This window comes from Aestuariivirga sp. (assembly GCF_046093005.1).
Classification (GTDB): domain Bacteria; phylum Pseudomonadota; class Alphaproteobacteria; order Rhizobiales; family Aestuariivirgaceae; genus Aestuariivirga.
Map to the genome: position 1 here is coordinate 1 of NZ_JBJTER010000031.1, position 19,858 is coordinate 19,858.

Below are 19,858 nucleotides of genomic sequence, written 5' to 3' on the forward strand. Positions count from 1 at the left end.
ACGGAAAACCTGTTCTCGGTGACGCCGCGGATCGAGATGGGCGGGCAGTGGGAGACGGAGGACGGCCTGATCTTCCGCCCGATGCTGCAACTCGGCGCCACCTTCTATGGCGACTCGCAGTTCAGCCTGTCGTCGCAGTTCGTGGATACGCCGGAAGAACCATCCGTCTTCGTCACCAAGACGGAACTTGACCCCGTGACTTTCGATATCTCGGCGGGGATTGATGTGTTCAACGCCGAAGGCAACTCGCTGCGGGTCTACTATGACGGCAGCTTCGGCGAGACATCCCAGAGCCACGGCGGCGGCCTGCGGCTGCGCATCGGGTTCTGAGCGAAGCGGGCGTTCCGGCTCGGGCCAAGCTCGCTCGGAAATGCCCCGTCAGCGTCCGCCCACCAGAAATGTTCGCGGCAGCTTGGCTGCTGAATGGGTAGATGTGGCGGATTGGCCACATTCCGCGGGGTAAGAACCAATTTATCCGAAAATACAACTTTAACGGGTTGTTTGATGCCTGACGTTATGGTAGGAACCTCTCAAAAATAAAGCCGGCAAGCATGGAAATGCAGAGCCGGCGGGTTGTTGACGGGGAAGGTGATGAGAATAGGTCAACGCGCTGGCGCTTGTCAGCGTGAGGGTGTGGTTGTGCCAACGCAGACCACCCGGTCAGCATTGTTCGCCTCGGCTGCATTGGGCGCGCTCGTACTGATGTCGCCGAGCCCCGCCGGTGCGCAGGCCGTGCCGCCATTCACATCGTCCCCCTGCAGCGTTTCAGGAGCCAGCCCTAGCAAGACCGTCACCTGCACCGGCAATGTCGCGGCCGGCGTTCGCATCGACAACGACGCCGACACCGCCTTTACCGGCTACACCACACTGAAGGTTCTTGATCTCACCCAGAACATCACCGGTTTTGTCAGCATCTTATCACCGACATCCGCCACTGTCGATGTAGACGCCGGCGACAAAAAGATCACGGCAACCGGAGACGCCATTCGGGCCGCCGCCAATACGGGCATGGCCACTGTTGTCAGTAACGTAACCAACGGCATTACTGCAACCGGGTCGGGCATCTCGGCTACCAGCCAGCAGAGTTCCGTCTCGGTGACCAGCACCGGCAACATCGCCGCAGGCTCCGGTCTAAGTTCAATTGCGATCGAAGCCCGCGGCCGGCAGACCACAAGCTCCGTCACAGTCAACAGCACGGGGGCGCTGTCTGCCGGCAACGGCATGTCGGTGCGGGGAAATTCTGTTTATATCCGCAGCGCGGGCAGCATTACGGCGACGGCTTCGCAAGGCATTTTCGCCGACGGAAACAACGGCGAGGTGAAGGTCTTCAGCGATGGGCCCATCAGTGCCGTTCTTCATGGCATCCGTGCAACCAGCAACTCGGGAGACATTGTCGTTGGAACCACAGGTAACATCGAGTCGGTCCGAAGCGCCGGTATCTTCACGCTAGCGACGGGCGGCGGCGATATCAAGATCACAGCCGATGCCGGCACCATAACGTCCGACAGGGCCGGAATCTATGCCAACACCAACCCGTTCGGTGTGGGAAACATCGAAATCTCCGGCAGCGTCAACATTCTCGCGCAGGGCCAGGATGTGCCCCAGGTGCGATACGCCGCCAATGGCATCACCGCCTATACGGGCGGATCGGCAGATATCTCGATCGACGTCACCGGAGACATTGAATCGGTTTACGCGCGCGGGATCTACGCTTTCTCATACGCCGGCGCCGAAATCAAGATTACGACCGGGGGAGACGTTTCCGGAGCAGAACAAGGCATCTTTGCCTATAGCACCAACAATGCCGCCCTGACAATCGATTCCAGCGGTGGCAGTGTCACATCGCTTCAAGATAGCGCAATCTACGCCCGTAACAGAGGGTCCAACACCGTCAGCGTATTGGGCAGCGCGAATGTTTATGCAGACAGCGCCACGAATACCGCGGCCCATGGTGTTTACGCGGCATCGGATTTCGGTGACGTCACTGTCGACCTGACAGGCACCATCGAATCCATCGCCGCCCGCGGAATCTATGCAAAGTCCTTTTTCGGCGCGGCGCTGGTCTCGGTGAAGACCGGGGGCGATGTGACGGCAAGGCGGGAAGCTATCTTCGCCTATAACCCTGGCGGCGAGGTGAAGGTGGCCGCCACGGCAGGCAGCGTGACGTCGTCCGAAAAGTCGGCGGTGGTGGCGGTGGGCGCGGGCAATCTCGATGTCACGGCAGGCGGCGTGATCACGGGCGCTGCCGGCTTCGCGGGTGTGGAGTTTGGCGACGGGATGCTGAACGGGTCCGCGAACAGTCTTGCCGTCCTTGCCGGCGGTGTGGTCAAGAATGCGGGCGGACTTGCTGACCTCGCCATCCGCGGCGAGTCAGGCAGCGAGACGGTGACCAATGCCGGCACGGTGATCGGGAGCGTCAACCTGGGCGCCGGCGCTGACAGCTTCCTGAATGAGCAGACCGGCCTGTTCATTACCGGCAACACGGTGGTGCTTGGCGACGGCGAGACGCTCACCAATGCGGGAAAGCTGACTGTCGGTGGCGATGCGAAGCTGTTCACCACCGCTGTTACGGGCGATGTGACCCAGACGGCGGATGGCGTGTTTTTCGTCGATTTCCAGCCTGATTTCAACCAAGGTCAGCGCCAGTCGGATGTCATGGTGGTATCCGGAGACGCCAATCTCTCCGGAACCGTCCTGGCCCGCCAGTGGAACTCGACGGTGGTCAACACCAACCAGCAGTTTGTGATTCTGGAGACAACAGGCGGGGTGCTGACCGACGATGGTCTTTCTCTGGTCCTGGAGAACGAGACCCTGAATCCAGGCTTCACGGCGTCATTGGAGGTCTTTGGCGGGACGCAGTTGGTGCTCCGTTTCTCGGCGGTTGGCGTTTACTGGGATGGCGGGACGGGTGCACCGCCCGACGGCACGGTGGACGGCGGCCCAGGCACCTGGAACACAACCAATGAAAACTGGACCATATCGGACGGGCTCTCCAACAACCCATGGCCGCAGAGCGGCACGGCGATCTTCTGGGGCGACAACGGCGGCGATGTCAGCGTGGTGGGGCAGCAGATCGTCGACGGACTGACCTTCAAAACCGGTGGATATGTCCTGCAGGAAGGAGCAAACGGCGGCCTTCTGCTCAATCCCTCCGGGGACGACGCATTTATCACGGTGGAGGCGGGTCTTACAGCGGAGATCGCCACCGATCTGTCGGATGGCCCGCGTACGGTGGGCGTTGTCAAGGATGGCGCGGGCAGGCTGATCCTGTCGGTTGCCAATGACTTTGAAGGCGGCGTGCTGCTGAATCAGGGCACGCTGGGGGTTGGCGACAATCAGGCGCTGGGCGCGGGCGCGCTGACCATGGCGGACGGCACAACGCTGCAAGCGGCGGCGGCCGGGATGACGCTCGGCAACACGGTCACCGTCAATGGCGTATCAACGGTCGATACGCAGGCCTTTACCCTGACGCTGGACGGTGAGGTGAGTGGTTCGGGCACGCTCAAGAAGACTGGCAGCGGCACGCTCGATCTGATGGCCGCCAATGATTTTGCAGGCGGCGTGAACCTGACCGACGGCATGCTGGGCGCCGGCCACAACACGGCGCTGGGCATGGGTACGCTCACCATGGCGGGTGGCACGACGCTGCGGTCGATGGCCGCTGGCCTGACGCTCGGCAACACGGTGATCATGAACGGCGTGTCAACAATCGATACGCAGGCCTTTACCCTGACCCTGGATGACGTGGTCAGCGGCACGGGCTCACTCAAGAAGATTGGCGGCGGCACGCTCAATCTGATGGCCGCCAATGAGTTTGGCGGCGGCGTGAACCTGAACGAGGGCACGCTGGGGGCCGGCAGTAACACGGCGCTGGGCACGGGCGGGCTTGCCATGGCGGATACCACCATGCTGCGGGCGATGATTGCCGATCTGACGCTCGGGAACAGCATCGCCGTGAGCGGCACAGGCGCCATCGATACACAGGCTTTCACCATGACGCTGGCCGGCACGGTGAGCGGCACGGGCTCGCTCGACAAGACTGGCGATGGTACCCTCATCCTCGAAGACGGAACCAGCCTTGCGGCGTGGGATGTGCGGGCGGGCACGCTGGATAACCGCGATGTGCTGACCGCCTCCACAGCCATGTATATGTCAGGTGCGAATACCTCGCTTCTGAACAGGGCCGGGGCTTCGGTGGAGGTGAATAGCGGCAATGGCACCCTGCTTGGCGGCGCAGGCACGCAGAGCATCGACAATGCGGGCGCGATGACCACCGCCGTGGCGCTGGGCGGCGATAATGACAATTACATCCTGCGGGCCACGGGTGAGCAGACGGGCGCTGTCGCGGGCGACAGCGGGATCGACTTCCTGCAGATCGAGACGGCGGCTGCCGCCACCCGGACGCTGACGCAGTCGTCCTTCACGGGCTTCGAGACGGTTGAGTTGAACCGCGAAGCGGGCTCGGCCGGTACGATCCGGCTCGCGGCGGCCAGCGATCCGGCGAGCCAGGCGACGCTGGACACCGGCGGCGGGGCTGGCACGTCTGTCACGCTGAACCAGGGTGAACTGAACCTGTCTGAGGCCGCGTCCAGCGTGCGGGCGGAAGACGTGATCATCGCCAATGGCGCTCTGCTCTCCGGCATCGGATCACTCTTCAACGGCGCGGCGGGTCTGACCACCAATGCCGGAACGATCTCGCCTGGCAATTCTTCCACGCCAGGCCTGATCCCCGGCAGCGGATCAATCGGGCAGATCAACGTCGCGGGGCCTGTCACGCAGACGGCGGACGGCGTGTTCTTCGTCGATTTCAGGCCTGACAGTGTCGCGGCGAACCGGTCGTCAGATGTGCTGGTGCTCGACGGCAAGGCCAACCTGAAAGGCACGGTGGTGGCCAGCCAGTGGGCCGGAACGGTGGTTGATGCCGAACAGGAATTTGTAATCCTGGAGACCACGGGCGGAGTGACCGCCAAGGGCCTCGCGCTTATCATCGCGCCAACGCCCGGCTATACGGCATCCTTGGCCGTCGTCGGCAAGGACCTGGTGCTCAGGTTCACGGCGGAGCAGCCGACGCCCCCGGTAACCCCGTCCGAGATCGTCCCCGACTGGGCGGTTGCGGCGGCGTTGAGCGCTCTCAACTTTTCCGACACGCTGATTGGCTGCCCGCGCTCATCCGGCGCCTATGCGGCAATCGCCGAAGGCCAATGCCTGTGGATGGACAGCGGCGGCGGCTACCTCGATGCCAATGCCGCCAACGGCAACCCCGGCTGGGACCAGACAACCTGGTGGATCGGCGGCGGCGGGCAGGTGGCGCTTTCGGATGAGTTCCGGCTCGGCCTCGGCGTCCGCTACGAGAACAGCAATCTGGACCAGGGCGACGATGCCACCACGTCAGGACCGCTTTGGAATGCCGGCGCGTCGCTCACCTATACCGCTGGGCCGGTTTTGCTGGCGGCCGCGGCGTCAGCGGGCACGGGCTCGCTCGATTCGCGCCGCGACACCAGCAGCGGCACAGCCAAAGCGGATCATGACATCGGCTATGTGCATGGCAAGCTGCGGGCCGGTTACCTGTTTGAGTATGGATGGTGGTACCTCAAGCCACTTATCGATCTTGACGCAACGTGGATGACGTATGGCGATTTCTCAGAGGAGGGCGGCGCGGACGGCGCCGTCAGGGCGGAGGGAGAAGAGAAGGCCGTACTCTCGGCCTTGCCACGGCTTGAGATCGGCGGCGATGTTGCGCTGGATAATGGCGTTGTTCTGCGGCCGTTTCTGCGGGCAGGCGCCACGGTGTTCGGGGACACCGGTTTCGACCTTGCCTGGCGCTATGCTGCGGGTCCGGCGGATGTGGCCGCCTATGAGGCACGCTCGGAACTGGACCAGGTCATGGCGGATGTGTCCGCCGGGATTGACGTCTTCGCCGCCAACGGCGTTTCGGGCCGGATCTACTATGACGGCAGTTTCGGGGAGACGATCCAGAGCCATGCCGGGGGCCTGACCGCGCGGCTGGAATTCTGATCACCGCGCGGTGACGCCAGCTCGCGGGACGCCCCGGCAGGCGGAGCCTGATTTTTCTGTGCGGGACGTCGATCGCGCTTGGGGTTCCGGGCTGGAGGCTGCTTCATCCCGTGCAAGGCATCCCGCTGGTTTTTCCGTTCACGCTCGAGCACGAGGCCGCTCACGAGACGGCTTTCGCCTCGCTCATCACCGTTGGACAGACATCCGGAGCGGGGGCCGCGAACTGTCCGCTGTAAAGCCCGAAACCATCAGGAGCCGGTTCTGACATGTCCCGGGTGTTCCATATCGGATTGCCGCATGCCGCCTGATCGCCGCGCTCGCATCCGGCGCGTCGAAGAAAGAATATGTTCCTGTGGGTGCGCGTCAATGGGCTGTCTGTGAGGCGCGCCTCATGGTGCCGGTGTATGCCGCGATGGCAGCAAGCCTGTGGTGGACATCCGCAGTCCTGAGGCTCTGGCTCGTGCCAGCGCTGCCGGGCCTCGATCCGCGTCCGCTCCATTTGCGGACGATGCCCTTGTTATGGCCGCCGCGGGCCTCGTCCTCGAACCATATCCCGGCGGGTGTTTTCCCGCGAAAATCAGCCAGATGGGCACTCAGCGTTGGCGGGAAGTTCTTTTTAACGCCGCGATGGTTTCACCGTCCTGCCCGGGCGTGGCGCGGACCGGTGCTGACATGCGAGATCCCCAGCTTTTTCAAGAGTGTTCCGGCACGCCGCCAGCGACATGAGCCGCCGGCTGTGATTGTTGTCCCGAGTTTGCTTCGCCAAACGGCGAAGTTCACGTGCCGAAAAGTCCGTCCGCAAGGGCACTGCTGATGTCATGGCGCGAATCCTCGCCGCGCCAGATGAATCAGAATCCTAAATCCACGGGAACCCCTGCCGTGAGTCAGACCCGCGAGCCCCAGGTGTTACACCATGCCGCCGCCGCCGCGGCGCAGGTTCAATTGCCGAGTCGTTGCGCCCCGCTCGTTCGGACGGGGCCCGCCTGTGGCCCGGGCGATCCGCCGGGTTGTTTGCACAATGGCTGGTTCATCACTATAGTCGCCGCAACGTTGCCAATCTTCGGACAAACACGCAACGTTCGATCACAAAGGAGGACACTATGAGGATGTTGAAGACCGCTGTGCTTGCCGCTTCGCTCCTGGCTCTGGGTTCTGCCGCCCAGGCGCAGGACAAGCCGCTCTATGGCGTTCTGATGAAGACCCTGGCCAACCCCTTCTGGGGCGCCATGGAGCAGGGCGTCAAGGCGGGAGCCGAAGCTGCCGGCGTCGAATACTATCTCCAGGCCGTGGAGAGCGATCAGGCGGCGGAGCCGCAGCTCAACACCTGCAACACCATGCTGGAGCGCAAGCCCGCGGTGATGATCACGGCGGCGATCAACTCCACCATCCTGCTGCCGTGCCTGAAGCGCGCCAATGAGATGAACATCCCGGTCGTCGATCTTGACAACAATCTCGATCCGGCCGTCACCAAGGACGCGGGCGTGAACATCGCCTTTCATATCGGCTCCGACAACATGGCGGCCGGGGCGCAGGGCGCGGAGTATCTGGTGAGCAAGGTCGGCAAGGACGCCAAGGGCCCGGTTCTGGTGATCGAAGGCCTGTCCGGCAACATCACCGGCAAGAAGCGGGCTGACGGCTTTGCCAACAAGCTCAAGGAACTGGCCCCGGGGCTTGAGGTCGTGGCTTCGCTTCCCGGCGACTGGGACCGCGGCAAGGCCGCCAACATCACCAATGACATCCTGACCAAGCACCCGGACCTGGTGGCGATCTTCGCCGCCAATGACGGCATGGCGCTGGGCGCCGTCGAAACCGTGTTCGCGGCCGGCAAGGGCGAACAGGTAACAATCATCGGCGTGGACGGCAACTCCGACGCCGTGAAGTCGATCAAGGAGGGCCGCCTCACCGCCTCGGTGGCGCAGCTGCCTTACCTGGTTGGCAAGCAGGCCGTCGAGAACGTCAAGAAGGTGGTCGAAGGCGGTAAGGTCGATCAGGTGGTCTTCGTGCCGACGCTCGTTCTCACCAAGCAGGTGATCGAGGACGGCAAGGAGCCGATGCTCGAGTTCGTGAAGTAATCAGGCCGGAAGCCGGTCCGCCATTCCCGGGAAACCGGAATGGCGGATCGCTGTTCATGCAATTGACCCTCCGCGCTGGACCGGCCTGATGACGCGTGAAGCCACGGCCAATGCCGCCACGACCTGGCGCAGGCTGCAGTTCTTTTTCGATACGCGGCTGCATGTGCGGCTCGAATCGATCATCGTGCTGCTGGCGCTGTGCGTGGCGATGTCGGTGCTGTCGCCTTTCTTCCTGTCGGTCAGCAATATTCTCAATATTCTGCTCGCCACATCGACCATCGGGGTGCTGGCCATCGGCGCAACGCTCATCCTGAGCTCGAATGGCCTCGATCTGTCGCTCGGTTCGGTGCTGGGGTTCTCGGGCGTTGTCGGCGCCTATCTGGTCGTGGTCCTCGGCATGCCCTGGCCCTTCGCCATCATTGGCGCCCTGGCGGCCGGAACGCTGGCGGGCGCCGTCAACGGCTTCCTCGTCACCCACACCCGCATTCCGGCCTTCATCGTCACGCTCGGCATGCTGGGGATCGCGCGCGGCTTCGCGCTGATCATCGCGCCCAATGGCGGCGCCATCTATGGTTTGCCCGCGCCCGTCGTGTTCCTCGGCCAGGGCCGTCCATTCGGCATTCCGGCGCCGGTCATCATTCTGCTGCTCACCGCCATCGTCGCGCATTACCTGCTGGCCTACACGCGCTTCGGCCGCCATACGCTGGCGCTGGGCGACAACGAAGCCGCGGCGCGCGCCACCGGCATTCCCGTTGAGCGGCTACGCTGGAAGCTATACGCGATCTCGGGTTTCATGGCCGGTCTCGCGGGCCTCATCTTCATGGCGCGCGTTAACGCGGGCGACCCCACGGCGGGCCTCAACTATGAGCTTACCGCCATCACGGCGGCGATCATCGGCGGCACCTCGCTGTTCGGCGGCAAGGGCTCGATCCTCGGCACCATGGTGGGCGCGCTGATCATGGGCGTTCTGCAGAATGGTCTCAATCTGCTGGCGGTTCCATCCTTCTGGCAACAGGTCGCGATCGGCGTCGTGCTGATCCTCGCCGTGTACATCGACCAGCTGCAGACCGGGAAGGAAAAGAAAGCGTGAGTCTGCTCGCGGTCAAGGGCATCACCAAACGCTTCGGCGCGGTCGAGGTGCTGCGGGGCGTGGATTTCGCGGTCGAGGCCGGCACCGTTGTCGGCCTGGTCGGCGACAATGGCGCCGGCAAATCGACGCTGATGAAGACGATCACCGGCATCTATTCCATCGATGGCGGAGCCATCAGCTTCGGCGGCCAGGACATCACCGGGCTGCCGCCGGGGGCGCGGCGCGCCATCGGCATAGAAATGATCTATCAGGATCTGGCGCTCGCCAAGCAGCAAGACGTGGCCAGCAACATCTTCCTGGGACGCGAACCGCTGAAGCGGCCATTCGGCTTCCTGCCGCCGGTCATCGATAAGGACCGGATGGACGCCGATGCGCGGAAAATGATCGGCAGGCTGGGGGCCCGCATTCCCTCGATCCACAGGCCCGTCGGTCTGTTCTCGGGCGGCCAGCAGCAGACGGTGGCCATCGCCCGCGCGCTCACCTTCAACCCGCGGCTCGTGATCATGGACGAGCCCACGGCGGCTCTCGCGGTGCGCGAGGTGGAAAGTGTACTCAAGCTGATCCGCCAGCTCCGTGACGAGGGGATCGCCGTCATCCTGATCTCGCATCGCCTCAATGACGTGATGGAAGTGACCGACCGCATCGCGGTGCTCCGCCAGGGGCGGATGGAAGCGGATCTCGTGACCGCGAACACCAAGATGCGCGAAGTCGTCGAATACATCGTGGGCGCCCACTAGAGCTCTGGAGAAATGATATGGGAAATGTTCTGATCGGCATGCATGCGAGCCTATGGGCCGCCGAATGGACCAGGCAAGCGGCTGAACTCGCCATCCCCGAGGCCGCCGAACACGGCCTTCAATGCATCGAATTCCCGCTGCTCGCGCCGGAAGGCGTCGATGCGCCGCATTCACGCAAGCTGTTCGAGAAATATGGCATTGAGCCCACCGCGTCACTCTGCCTGCCGGGAGACAAGATGGCGGCGGAAAAACCGGAAGCCGCCGAAGCCTTCGTCAAGAAGGCACTCGACAAGGCCGCCGAAGTGGGATGCCGGTTCCTGGGCGGCGTCACTTTCGGGGCGCTGGGGTACCGCTCGGGCAGGCCGCCCGAAAAGCGCGAATACGACAACATCGTGAAGGCGCTGAAACCGGCGGCCCAGCATGCGCGCAAGCTGGGCATCACGCTCGGCATCGAACCCTGCAACAGATATGAGACGCATCTCCTCAACACCTCGGACCAGGCGCTCGCCCTGCTTGAGATGATCGGCGAACCGAATGTGACGATTCACTTCGACACCTACCACATGAATATCGAGGAAAAGGGGATCGGCCACGGCCTGCGCGCGGCGGCCGGGAAATGCGCGTATATCCATATGTCCGAGAGCGACCGCGGCGTGCCTGGCACCGGAACGGTGGACTGGAACGATGTCTGCCGGGCTCTGGCTGAAACGGGCTTCAAGGGCCACCTCGTGGTCGAGAGCTTCGTCACCCTCCCGCCGGAGATCGCCGCTGCGCTCTCCGTTTGGCGCCCCGTAGCGCGGGACCGGCATGAGGTGCTGGCCAAGGGCGTGCCCTTCCTCAAAGGCCTTGCCAGGGTTCACGGACTGGTTGACTGATCCACACAGCGCCAGCCCCGGTGGAGATCCCGGGCCGGCATGACGGTTGGAGTAAGCAATAGGAGCCGGTCAGTGTTTGGGCCCATGCCGTGCGGAGCAGGTCCGTGATACGCCACGGCGGAGGCCGGTCGTGACTGTCAATGCCGGTCAGGGCCGACGGCGTCTGGAGAGCCTGTCTCAGGCGCTGCCGGAAAGATGCCAGGCATGACGATGAAGCCGGGAATGCGTTTGACGCGGTCCGTCCAGCGGCGGATGGCGGGATAGTCCTGACGCGAGATGCCGCCCTCTTCGCTCAGCATCACATAGGGAAAACAGGCGATGTCGGCGATCGTCGGATGGCCGCCTTCAACGAGCCAGCCATTACCCTGCCGCTCTCCGAACCAGAGGTGCTCATCAAGTATTTCAAATAACCGGTGGGCGCCGGCGCGGGCCGCGTCCACGTCGAGATCGTAGAACAATCCGTCATGCAGCCGCGCCGCCGAGGCCGTCGCGGTGATGCCGTCGGCGAAGGCCAGCCACATGGCAATCTTGCCGAGTGCCGCCGCATCGCCGGCGGGATACCATTTTTGCGATCGGTCATAACGCGCGGCCAGATAGACGAGGATGGCCTGCGCATCGCGCAGCACCAGGCCGTCATCGTCGATGACCGGGAGTTGGCCCAGCGGATTGATCTTCAGGAAATCTTTGCTCTTGTGTTCGCGTCCCGGATAGAAATCGACGGTTCTGATGTCCGGCGCAATCCCGAGGATATTCAGGAACAGCCGCACCTTATAGCAATTGCCGGAGAGTTCGTAGTCGTAAAGGGTGATCACGGGCGGTTCTCCAGCCTGTCACGCAGAGCCTTGAACCGGCCATTGAGATCTTTCAGCCGGGCAAAAGCCGCATCCGCTGATACGCCGCGGGCAATGCCGCGCAGGATCGATCTGTCCTGGTTCTGCGGTTGCGCAAAGGCCACCAGGCCGCCGCCATCGAGCTCAATGGCGCAGGCGCCGGCCTGCCTTCCACCCTCCGCGCGGAGCGCGGCGATGACCGTTTCCGCTGAAGCTTTCACCGGGATACCGCGCAGGACCAGCCCTTGCTCCGCAAGTCCCGGAATCTCCGGCAGGTCGCCTTCGCCCTCAAGCCGCGACCACACCAAGCCATAGCGTTCGGCGGCCGGAAATGTCCTGTTGCAGATGAGACGGGCCGGGGCATTTTCCGGATGGGCAGGGATATAGGTGCAGTTCGAGGTCCGCGAGCTGTAGAGCCAGCCGTGATACTGGCATTTGAGCGACTGGCCGAGATTGAGGCCGATGCTGAGCCGCACGCCGCGGTGCAGGCAGCGGTTCTCCCAGACATTCACGTAGCCGTCGTCGGCCCGCCAGACGGCCAGTTCCTGGCCCAGCAATTCGCCGTGATAGACGTGGCGCGGCGGAAGATCGGCGCTGGCCGCGATGGGATACCACTGATCGGCGGAAGCGGTGAACATGCCGGCGCTCATCCCTGTGGCACGGTGCCATAGGTGTAGCCGTGCTCAGCCAGCCAGCGGCGGTAGGCGATCGAAGCCTTGTCGGCGCGCACCGGCATCTCGGCGCGCGGATCAAGCGGCAGGCGCTTCGGGATCTGGTTTTCGAGGATCGGCTTGTCCTGGGCGAAAATCTTCTGCTGAAAGGCCTTGATCGCCGTGTCGCTGCTCTCATGGTCGATCATGCTCATCAGCATGTTGGCGGCCACATGTTCCTCGTCGATGGGCTGCAGGAAGATGCAGATCACGTCATGCCGGCCGGGGGCGGGCGGGCTCGATTTATAGAGAATGGCGCAATAGGGATGCGGCACCCGGTAGGTGTATTCCACTTCCATGCCGCCCTTCGCGGTGGCGGCCGCCATCGGCTGGAAGAAACGGCAGCGGGTCGCGATGATCTCGTCATTGTCGTGGGAGATTTCCACCTGATAGTCCTTCACCTCGGGATGGCTTTCAACGCCAAGGTAGTTGGTGTGCACGAAGGGAAAGTGGCCCATGTCGAGGAAGTTTTCGACGGCCCGCGGCGCTGACACATGCACGCGGAACGTCGCGGCGTTCATGTTGCGGCGGTCCGGCTCGTCATATTCCGGGATGGCGAACAGGCTTGGGCCCGGCTGGCCCAGCGAGGTCCACAGATAGCCAAAGTCGCGGCGCACGGGCAGGGGATTGCTGACCCCGGCGGTGTCGAGCGCCGCGCCGTCCACGAGGCCAGCGGCCGGCCGCCAGGCGAGCGGCCTGCCGTCCGCGGCAACCGCGATCGCCACATCCTCACCCATGAGCCGGGTCAGCCGCACCGTGCCGCGCGGCATCTCGTCAAGCGCGCCCACGACGTGCCAGAGATCGCTGACCCGTTCCGCCCCCGCAAGCTGCTCCCGCATCACGACCTCCGGCTAGCCGTCCTGTTGAATACTAGAGCGGTGGCCATTGTTGTCCATGACGTTTTGCGCCATCCTGCGCGCAGGCTTTGGAGAGAGTGGCATGCCGCAGGACGTGCAGCAGGCTGGCGCGACGCTGCTGGAACTCAACGGCATCAGCAAGCGCTACCCCTCGGTTGCCGCCAATGACGATGTATCGATCTCTTTCCGCAGCGGCCACATACACGCCATTCTTGGTGAAAACGGCGCCGGCAAATCAACACTGATGAAGATCATTTTCGGGGTCACGCCGCCCGATTCCGGCACCATAATATGGAAAGGCCGGAAGGTGGCGCCGCGCGGCCCGGCGCAAGCCCGCGCGCTCGGCATCGGCATGGTCTTCCAGCACTTCTCGCTGTTCGAGACCATGACGGTTGCCGAGAACATGAGCTTCGCGGCGCCGCGTCGCGGACTGGCGGACCGTATCCGGGAGATCGGCGCCGGCCTTGACCTGGCGGTTGACCCGGACGCGCCCGTCCATGGCCTGTCGGTGGGGGAGCGCCAGCGGGTTGAGATCATCCGCTGCCTGTTGCAGGACCCCGAACTCATCATTCTTGACGAGCCCACGGCCGTTCTGCCGCCGTCCGGCATACCGAAACTGTTCAAGACGCTCCGCCGCCTGGCGGACAGCGGCCGCGCGATCATCTTCATCTCTCACAAGCTGGAGGAAATCCGCCAGCTCTGCCACACCGCGACGGTCTTGCGGGCCGGAAAGGTCGTGGCCACCGTCGATCCGGCCTCAACCCCGGAAAGCGAACTGGCGCGGCTGATGATCGGCACGGCGATACCGGCGCCGCGGCGCATGGCGCATCAGGCCGGGTCAAGCCCCGCCCTCACCGTCGATGGCCTGAGCCTCGAATCCTCCGACCCCTTCGGCATGGCGCTGCGGCAGGTTTCGCTGACCGTGGCGCCGGGCGAGGTGGTGGGCATTGCCGGCGTCTCTGGCAATGGCCAGGCCGAACTCATCAAGGCGATTTCCGGCGAGACGCCGCTGGCCGCTTCAAGCCGCGAGCGCATCACCCTCAACGGCCAACCGGTGGCAAACACCCATGCCGGCGCGCGGCGCAAGCAGGGCCTGGCCTTCGTGCCCGAGGACCGGCTTGGCCGCGGCGCCGTGCCAGCCATGCCGCTGGCAGCCAAGGCGATGGTAACGGCGCCGGCGGATGCGATGGCCCGCCACGGCTTCATCGACTTCCCGGCGGTCAAGGCGCGGGCAGGCACTGTCATCCGGGATTTCGACGTGCGCTGCGGTGGCCCGGATGCGCTGGCCGGCAGCCTTTCCGGCGGCAATCTGCAGAAATTCATCGTCGGCCGCGAAGTCTTGCTGGCGCCGCGGGTGCTTCTCGTGGCGCAACCCACATGGGGCGTCGATGTCGGGGCCAGCGCCGCCATCCGCCAGAAGCTCATCGATCTCGCAGCCAATGGCGCGGCCGTTCTGGTGGTTTCGGATGATCTCGATGAACTGCTCGAAGTTGCCGACCGCATCCAGGTGATGTTCCGGGGCGCGCTCTCCGCGTCCTTCCGGCGGCCCTTTGACCGGAACGCGATCGGACTGGCCATGGCTGGGGCGGCTTCCATCGCGCCCGCTGTTGCGGAAGCGGCCGCACATGCTTGATGTCAGGGTTGAACCGCGCAGCGAGAGGGCGCCGGCCATGGCCTTCGTGGTGCCGCTGCTGGCTGTCGCCCTGACGCTGGTGTTCGGCACGGCTCTGCTTGCGGCAATCGGCAAGTCGCCTTCGGCGGTGATCTATTCCTTCTTCATCCAGCCGCTGTCGAGCCTCAACGGCATTGGCGAAATCCTGCTGAAGGCAGGGCCGCTCATTCTCATCGCCCAGGGCCTGGCGATCGGCTATCGCGCCAATGTGTGGAACATCGGCGCCGAAGGCCAGCTGACCATTGGCGCCATCGCCGGCGGAACCGTTGCGATCCTCAACGAAACATCAAGCTCACCCCTGTTGCTTCCGGCCATGATGCTGGCCGGCGCCGTGGCCGGTGCGCTGTGGGCGGGCATTGCCGCGTTTCTGCGGGTACGGTTTTCGGCCAGCGAGATCCTCACAAGCTTCATGCTGTCGAGCGTCGCCATCCAGCTCTTGTACTATCTGGTCACCGGTCCGCTGCGCGATCCGATGGGCATGAATTTCCCGCAGTCGATCGTGTTCGGCGATGCCGCCTTGTTCGGAACGCTCATTCCGGGCACCCGCGCCAACACCTCGCTTCTTGTGGGGCTCGCCGCCACGCTGCTCGCCTGGCTGTTCATGAGCCGCACCATGCAGGGCTTCCGGCTTGTGGTGGGCGGTCTGGCGCCCGATGCGGCCCGCTATGCCGGTTATTCTGCGGCGCGTTCGATCTGGCTCAGCCTGCTCATCGGCGGCGCCTGCGCGGGCCTTGCCGGCGTGGGCGAAGTGGCGGGGCCGCTCGGCATGCTGCAGAGAAACCTCTCGCCCGGCTATGGCTACGCCGCGATCATCGTGGCGTTTCTCGGCGGCCTGCACCCGGTGGGCATCGTGATGGCCGCCCTGCTGATGGCGCTGCTCTATGTCGGCGGCGATTTCGCGGTGGTCTCGGCGGGGGTGCCCAACGCTTCGGCCACCATCCTGCAGGGCATGCTGCTGGTGTTCTACCTGGCGGCGGCACTTCTCTTCACCCACCGCATCACGTGGCGGAAGGCGCTGCCGACATGAGCGCCGATATCCTGGTGTTCATCGTTGGCGGCATGCTGGCGGCCGCGACCGGCATGCTGTTCGCGGCGCTGGGCGAGATGGTCGTGGAGCGTGCGGGCGTGCTCAACCTCTCGGTGGAAGGCATGATGGCGACAGGGGCCGCTGCCGCCTTTGGCGTGGCGTTGACTTCGGGCTCGCATCTTGCCGGATTTGCCGGAGGCGCCCTGGCGGGGGCAGCGGTGTCGGCGATCTTCGCGGTGCTGGTCCTGTTCTTCTACGCCAACCAGGTTGCGGCAGGTCTGGCGACGGGCATTCTCGGGCTCGGCATTTCGGCCTTTGTCGGCAAGCCCTTCGAGGGCATGACCATCGCCAAGCTGCCGAAGCTCGATGCGCCGGGATTGTCGGACATCCCGATCCTTGGCCCGATCCTGTTCCGCCATGACGTGATGGTCTACCTCGCAATCCTTCTGGTGTTCATCCTGGCCTATGTATTCCGCGGTACACAGCTGGGACTGCTGATACGGGCGGTGGGCGAAAACCCGAAGATCGCCGCGGCAAATGGCTTGCCGGTGCGCACGATCCGCTTTCTCTGCATCTTGTTCGGCGGCGCCATGGCCGGCATTGGCGGCGCCTATCTGTCCATCGCCTACACGGCGATCTGGGCTGAGGGCCTGATTGCCGGAAGAGGCTGGATCGCCGTGGCGCTGGTCGTGTTCGGAACCTGGCTGCCCTTCCGCATCGCGCTTGGGGCCTATGTGTTCGGCGGCGTCACCCTGCTGGAACTGTCATTGCAGAGCCTCGGGGTCCGGGTTCCCTCTCAGTTGCTCTCGGCCTCGCCCTATCTTGTGACGATCGTTCTTTTGGCGTCTATTTCACGCAACCAGTACCGCCTGCGGCTCAGCCGGCCAATGGCGCTGGGCCAGATCTACAGACCCGACACCTGAAACCTGAAAGGAAACCTTCCATGACCACCAGAAGACAATTGCTTGCCGCCGGCGCATCGGCGTTTGCTATCACCGTCACCATCGGCGGCGTCCATGCGGCGGATAAGTTCAAGCTCGGTTTCATCTACCCCTCGCCGGTCGGCGACGTGGGCTGGGCCCATGAACTCGACGAGGGGCGCCGCAAGGTGGCGGAGAAGTTCGGCGACCAGGTGGAAATCGTCACCGCCGAAAACATACCGGAAGGCCCCGATGCCGCCCGCACCATGAACCAGATGATCGCCGATGGCGCCAAATTCCTGATGATCGGCTCCTTCGGCTACATGAATGACGGCGTGAAGCTCGCCAAGGAGCATCCGGAAGTTTCCTTCATCAACGCCAGCGGCTACAAGCTGGCGCCCAATTTCGGCAACTTCCAGACGCGCAACTATGAAACCGCCTACATCGCCGGCCTGGCGGCTGGCTATGTGACGCAGTCCAGGGTGCTTGGCGTGGTCGCCGCCTATCCCATCCCGGAGGTGATCGGCATTATCAATGCCTTCACGCTGGGCGCCCAGAAGACCAATCCGGATGTGACGGTCAAGGTCGTGTGGCTGAACTCATGGTTCGACCCCAACAAGAGCCAGGAAGCGGCGCGCTCGCTGGTTGCCGCACAGGCGGACGTGCTGTTCTCGCTCTATCAGGACACGCCCGAAGTGGTGGCGCTCGCCGACGAGCTCGGCGTCTACTCGATCAGCACCTCGTCCGACATGTCGAAGCACGCGCCCAAGAAATATCTGATGGGCATGGGCATCGACTGGGCCCCGCATTTCATCGACATGGTCGGCCAGGCCATGGCCGGCAACTTCAAGGGCGCCTCCTATTGGGGCGGCATGAAGGATGGTGCGGTTCGTGTCGCGTCGCTGACACCCAACCTGACGCCGGAGCAGAAGAAGGTCACCGATGACGCGGTTGCCGCCATCACCGCCGGGACGTTCCACCCGCTGACCGGGCCGGTCGTGGACCAGGACGGTAACGAGAAACTTGCAGCGGGCGTGGTGATATCCGACGGCGACATGGCCAGCATCAACTGGCTGGTCAAGGGCGTCGAAACCCGCATTCCGCAATAGGCCTGGAAGGGGACGGTCCCGTCATGGCGGCCGTCCCCTCATCTGCCATGAGCTTCCGCAACCGGGTTCTGCAAGCGAGCTTCTTTCACGCGCCGGCGCCCGGCGTCACCGAAGCTCGTGAAGGGGCACTGCTCGGCATCGGCGACACGGGGGTCATCGAGGCCGTGATTTCCGCGGATGACCCCGGCTTTGCGCCTAGCCGCGAGGCCGCCGCGCGGGCAGGGGTCCTGGTGACGCTGCCGCCCGGCTGCTGGCTGTTGCCTGGGTTTGTCGATCTCCACATCCATGCGCCGCAATACCCGCAGCTGGGCGCCGCGCTCGACGTTCCACTGGAAAACTGGCTGCACAAATACACTTTTCCGCTTGAAGCCCGTTATGCCGACCTTGACTTCGCCGCCAGGGCCTATGGCCAGCTGATCGACGATTTGCCAGCCAATGGAACCACCACCGCGGTGATGTTCGCCACCATTCATGATGAGGCAACGCGGCTTCTGGCCGGCCTTGCCATGGACAAGGGCATCCGCGCCTATGTCGGAAAGGTGGTGATGGACGATCCCGTTGCCTGCCCCGGTTACTACCGGGATGCCTCGCCCGCGCAGGCCGAGGCCGGGACCCGTGACCTGATCAATTTCATCCGGCATGATCCTAGGAACGTGGAGGGCCGGGTCAAGCCGGTGATCACGCCGCGCTTCATTCCCAGTTGCAGCGATGATGTGCTCGCGCGGCTTGGCGCGCTTGCCCGCGAGACCCAGTGCCACGTTCAGACGCATTGTTCGGAAAGCGATTGGGAACACCGCCACGTGCTGGAACGCCATGGCTGCAGCGATGCCGAGAGCCTTGACAGATTCGGCCTTTTGACCCGGCGCACCGTGCTGGCTCATGCCAACCATCTCTCGGCGGCCGACATGGACCTCATCAAGGCGCGCGGCGCCGGCATCGCGCATTGCCCGTTGTCCAACGCCTATTTCGCCAATGCCGTGTTTCCCCTGCGGGCCGCCCTGGAGAAGGGCCTCCGGCTGGGGCTCGGCAGCGATATTGCGGGCGGACCAAGCGCCTCGATCTTTGACGGCATGCGCATGGCGGTGGCCGCCTCGCGCATGCTGGAGGACGGCGTCGACGCCCGAAGGCCGCCGGGCGACCGCGGCGCTCCGCAATCGCGCATCAGCTGGCGGGAAGCGTTCCATCTCGCCACGGCGGGTGGCGCCGATGTGCTGGAACAGAACTCCGGCCGTTTCGCCGTGGGTCAAAGCTTTGATGCCATCGTCATCGACACCGCAGCCCGGGATGGAACAGTGCGGCTGATCGAGCCTGACCTCGCGCCTGACGAGATCCTGGCGCGCATCCTGTACACCGCCTCGAAACCCAACATTGCGCTGACAATCGTGGCGGGCGAGACGGTCAACCGGCATGTCAGCGGGCGCGATCTGGCGGCACAGCTGGTTTCACAGGCTGGCTGAGAAGCCGCGCCCGGGGCCGTCGAGCCTGTCGATCTCACCGCCAGGTTCCTCCCCGCTGGCGCGCCGCACGGCTGTCACCGCATAGCCTGAGAGAGACAAACCTATCTTAGAGCGTTTTGAGTTTAGCCTGAACCATCATCTTAAGCTCGGCGTCACCCCGGCGAAGGCCGGGGTCCAGCTTTGACACCAGGAAGCTGGATGCCGGCCTTCGCCGGCATGACGGCTTCAAAGACCGATATGATTCTGTTGGAGGGTTTTGAGTTTAGCCTGAACCATCATCCTAAGCTCGGCGTCAGCCCGGCGAAGGCCGGGGTCCAGCTTTGACACCAGGAAGCTGGATGCCGGCCTGCGCCGGCATGACGGCTTCAAAGACCGATATGATTCTGTTGGAGCGTTTTGAGTTTAGCCTGAACCATCATCCTAAGCTCGGCGTCACCCCGGCGAAGGCCGGGGTCCAGCTTTGACACCAGGAAGCTGAATGCCAGCC

15 protein-coding genes and 1 pseudogene are annotated in these 19,858 nt (G+C 64.0%); 13 read left to right on the plus strand and 3 right to left on the minus strand.

Features of this window, described 5'->3' with window-relative positions; genetic code table 11:
* The 6 genes and pseudogenes from ACKOED_RS02440 to ACKOED_RS02465 all read left to right on the plus strand — a co-directional run.
* Positions 1-330: pseudogene (locus ACKOED_RS02440) on the plus strand (hypothetical protein); the annotation flags it as partial.
* Positions 331-639: 309 nt separating this feature from the next.
* Positions 640-6,015, plus strand: a complete 5,376-nt coding sequence (locus tag ACKOED_RS02445; RefSeq protein WP_408914988.1) for an autotransporter-associated beta strand repeat-containing protein — start codon at positions 640-642, stop codon at positions 6,013-6,015.
* Between the two features lie 1,106 nt (positions 6,016-7,121).
* The gene (locus tag ACKOED_RS02450; RefSeq protein WP_408914989.1) at positions 7,122-8,087 is read left to right on the plus strand and encodes a substrate-binding domain-containing protein; all 966 of its coding nucleotides are present in this window, start codon (positions 7,122-7,124) and stop codon (positions 8,085-8,087) included.
* Positions 8,088-8,175: 88 nt separating this feature from the next.
* Positions 8,176-9,177 carry an ABC transporter permease gene (locus ACKOED_RS02455; RefSeq protein WP_408914990.1) on the plus strand — a complete coding sequence of 334 codons (1,002 nt, stop codon included), beginning with the start codon at positions 8,176-8,178 and terminating at the stop codon, positions 9,175-9,177.
* Positions 9,174-9,914, plus strand: a complete 741-nt coding sequence (locus tag ACKOED_RS02460; RefSeq protein WP_408914991.1) for an ATP-binding cassette domain-containing protein — start codon at positions 9,174-9,176, stop codon at positions 9,912-9,914. Before ACKOED_RS02455 ends, ACKOED_RS02460 begins: the two co-directional genes overlap by 4 nt.
* Positions 9,915-9,931: 17 nt before the next feature.
* Entirely contained in the window at positions 9,932-10,789 is an 858-nt protein-coding gene (locus ACKOED_RS02465) for a sugar phosphate isomerase/epimerase family protein (RefSeq protein ID WP_408914992.1), read from the plus strand.
* A 137-nt stretch (positions 10,790-10,926) separates the two neighbouring features.
* Here ACKOED_RS02465 and ACKOED_RS02470 read toward each other — a convergent pair whose 3' ends face one another.
* From ACKOED_RS02470 to ACKOED_RS02480, 3 genes are read right to left on the minus strand one after another with little or no spacing between them, the layout of a single operon-like run.
* The gene (locus tag ACKOED_RS02470; RefSeq protein ID WP_408914993.1) at positions 10,927-11,601 is read right to left on the minus strand and encodes a glutathione S-transferase family protein; all 675 of its coding nucleotides are present in this window, start codon (positions 11,599-11,601) and stop codon (positions 10,927-10,929) included.
* Positions 11,598-12,257, minus strand: a complete 660-nt coding sequence (locus tag ACKOED_RS02475; RefSeq protein WP_408914994.1) for a Rieske 2Fe-2S domain-containing protein — start codon at positions 12,255-12,257, stop codon at positions 11,598-11,600. Before ACKOED_RS02475 ends, ACKOED_RS02470 begins: the two co-directional genes overlap by 4 nt.
* 8 nt (positions 12,258-12,265) lie before the next feature.
* Complete coding sequence (locus tag ACKOED_RS02480) at positions 12,266-13,168, minus strand: aromatic ring-hydroxylating dioxygenase subunit alpha (protein WP_408914995.1); 903 nt, start codon at positions 13,166-13,168, stop codon at positions 12,266-12,268.
* Between the two features lie 100 nt (positions 13,169-13,268).
* Between ACKOED_RS02480 and ACKOED_RS02485 the strand changes: the two genes are divergently transcribed.
* From ACKOED_RS02485 to ACKOED_RS02515, 7 genes are all read left to right on the plus strand, one after another.
* Positions 13,269-14,819, plus strand: coding sequence for an ABC transporter ATP-binding protein (locus ACKOED_RS02485; protein WP_408914996.1), 1,551 nt, complete (start codon positions 13,269-13,271; stop codon positions 14,817-14,819).
* Positions 14,812-15,885 carry an ABC transporter permease gene (locus ACKOED_RS02490; protein ID WP_408914997.1) on the plus strand — a complete coding sequence of 358 codons (1,074 nt, stop codon included), beginning with the start codon at positions 14,812-14,814 and terminating at the stop codon, positions 15,883-15,885. Before ACKOED_RS02485 ends, ACKOED_RS02490 begins: the two co-directional genes overlap by 8 nt.
* The gene (locus ACKOED_RS02495) at positions 15,882-16,808 is read left to right on the plus strand and encodes an ABC transporter permease (RefSeq protein ID WP_408914998.1); all 927 of its coding nucleotides are present in this window, start codon (positions 15,882-15,884) and stop codon (positions 16,806-16,808) included. Before ACKOED_RS02490 ends, ACKOED_RS02495 begins: the two co-directional genes overlap by 4 nt.
* Positions 16,809-16,828: 20 nt before the next feature.
* Positions 16,829-17,914: a BMP family ABC transporter substrate-binding protein gene (locus tag ACKOED_RS02500; RefSeq protein WP_408914999.1), complete on the plus strand. Its 1,086-nt coding sequence runs from the start codon at positions 16,829-16,831 to the stop codon at positions 17,912-17,914.
* 23 nt (positions 17,915-17,937) lie between these two features.
* The gene (guaD, locus tag ACKOED_RS02505; RefSeq protein WP_408915000.1) at positions 17,938-19,371 is read left to right on the plus strand and encodes a guanine deaminase; all 1,434 of its coding nucleotides are present in this window, start codon (positions 17,938-17,940) and stop codon (positions 19,369-19,371) included.
* Positions 19,372-19,569: 198 nt separating this feature from the next.
* Positions 19,570-19,695, plus strand: coding sequence for a hypothetical protein (locus ACKOED_RS02510; protein ID WP_408915001.1), 126 nt, complete (start codon positions 19,570-19,572; stop codon positions 19,693-19,695).
* A 14-nt stretch (positions 19,696-19,709) separates the two neighbouring features.
* Positions 19,710-19,835, plus strand: a complete 126-nt coding sequence (locus ACKOED_RS02515) for a hypothetical protein (protein ID WP_408915002.1) — start codon at positions 19,710-19,712, stop codon at positions 19,833-19,835.
* Positions 19,836-19,858: the final 23 nt, after the last annotated feature.

Excerpts from the sequence above, each read along its gene's own strand:
- ACKOED_RS02475 (WP_408914994.1), bottom strand. The coding sequence starts at position 12,257 with ATGTTCACCGCTTCCGCCGATCAGTGGTATCCCATCGCGGCCAGCGCC.
- ACKOED_RS02465 (WP_408914992.1), top strand. The coding sequence starts at position 9,932 with ATGGGAAATGTTCTGATCGGCATGCATGCGAGCCTATGGGCCGCCGAA.
- ACKOED_RS02450 (WP_408914989.1), top strand. The coding sequence starts at position 7,122 with ATGTTGAAGACCGCTGTGCTTGCCGCTTCGCTCCTGGCTCTGGGTTCT.
- ACKOED_RS02455 (WP_408914990.1), top strand. The coding sequence starts at position 8,176 with ATGACGCGTGAAGCCACGGCCAATGCCGCCACGACCTGGCGCAGGCTG.
- ACKOED_RS02495 (WP_408914998.1), top strand. The coding sequence starts at position 15,882 with ATGAGCGCCGATATCCTGGTGTTCATCGTTGGCGGCATGCTGGCGGCC.
- ACKOED_RS02490 (WP_408914997.1), top strand. The coding sequence starts at position 14,812 with ATGCTTGATGTCAGGGTTGAACCGCGCAGCGAGAGGGCGCCGGCCATG.
- ACKOED_RS02500 (WP_408914999.1), top strand. The coding sequence starts at position 16,829 with ATGACCACCAGAAGACAATTGCTTGCCGCCGGCGCATCGGCGTTTGCT.
- ACKOED_RS02515 (WP_408915002.1), top strand. The coding sequence starts at position 19,710 with ATGCCGGCCTGCGCCGGCATGACGGCTTCAAAGACCGATATGATTCTG.
- ACKOED_RS02485 (WP_408914996.1), top strand. The coding sequence starts at position 13,269 with ATGCCGCAGGACGTGCAGCAGGCTGGCGCGACGCTGCTGGAACTCAAC.
- guaD (WP_408915000.1), top strand. The coding sequence starts at position 17,938 with ATGGCGGCCGTCCCCTCATCTGCCATGAGCTTCCGCAACCGGGTTCTG.
- ACKOED_RS02480 (WP_408914995.1), bottom strand. The coding sequence starts at position 13,168 with ATGCGGGAGCAGCTTGCGGGGGCGGAACGGGTCAGCGATCTCTGGCAC.
- ACKOED_RS02510 (WP_408915001.1), top strand. The coding sequence starts at position 19,570 with ATGCCGGCCTTCGCCGGCATGACGGCTTCAAAGACCGATATGATTCTG.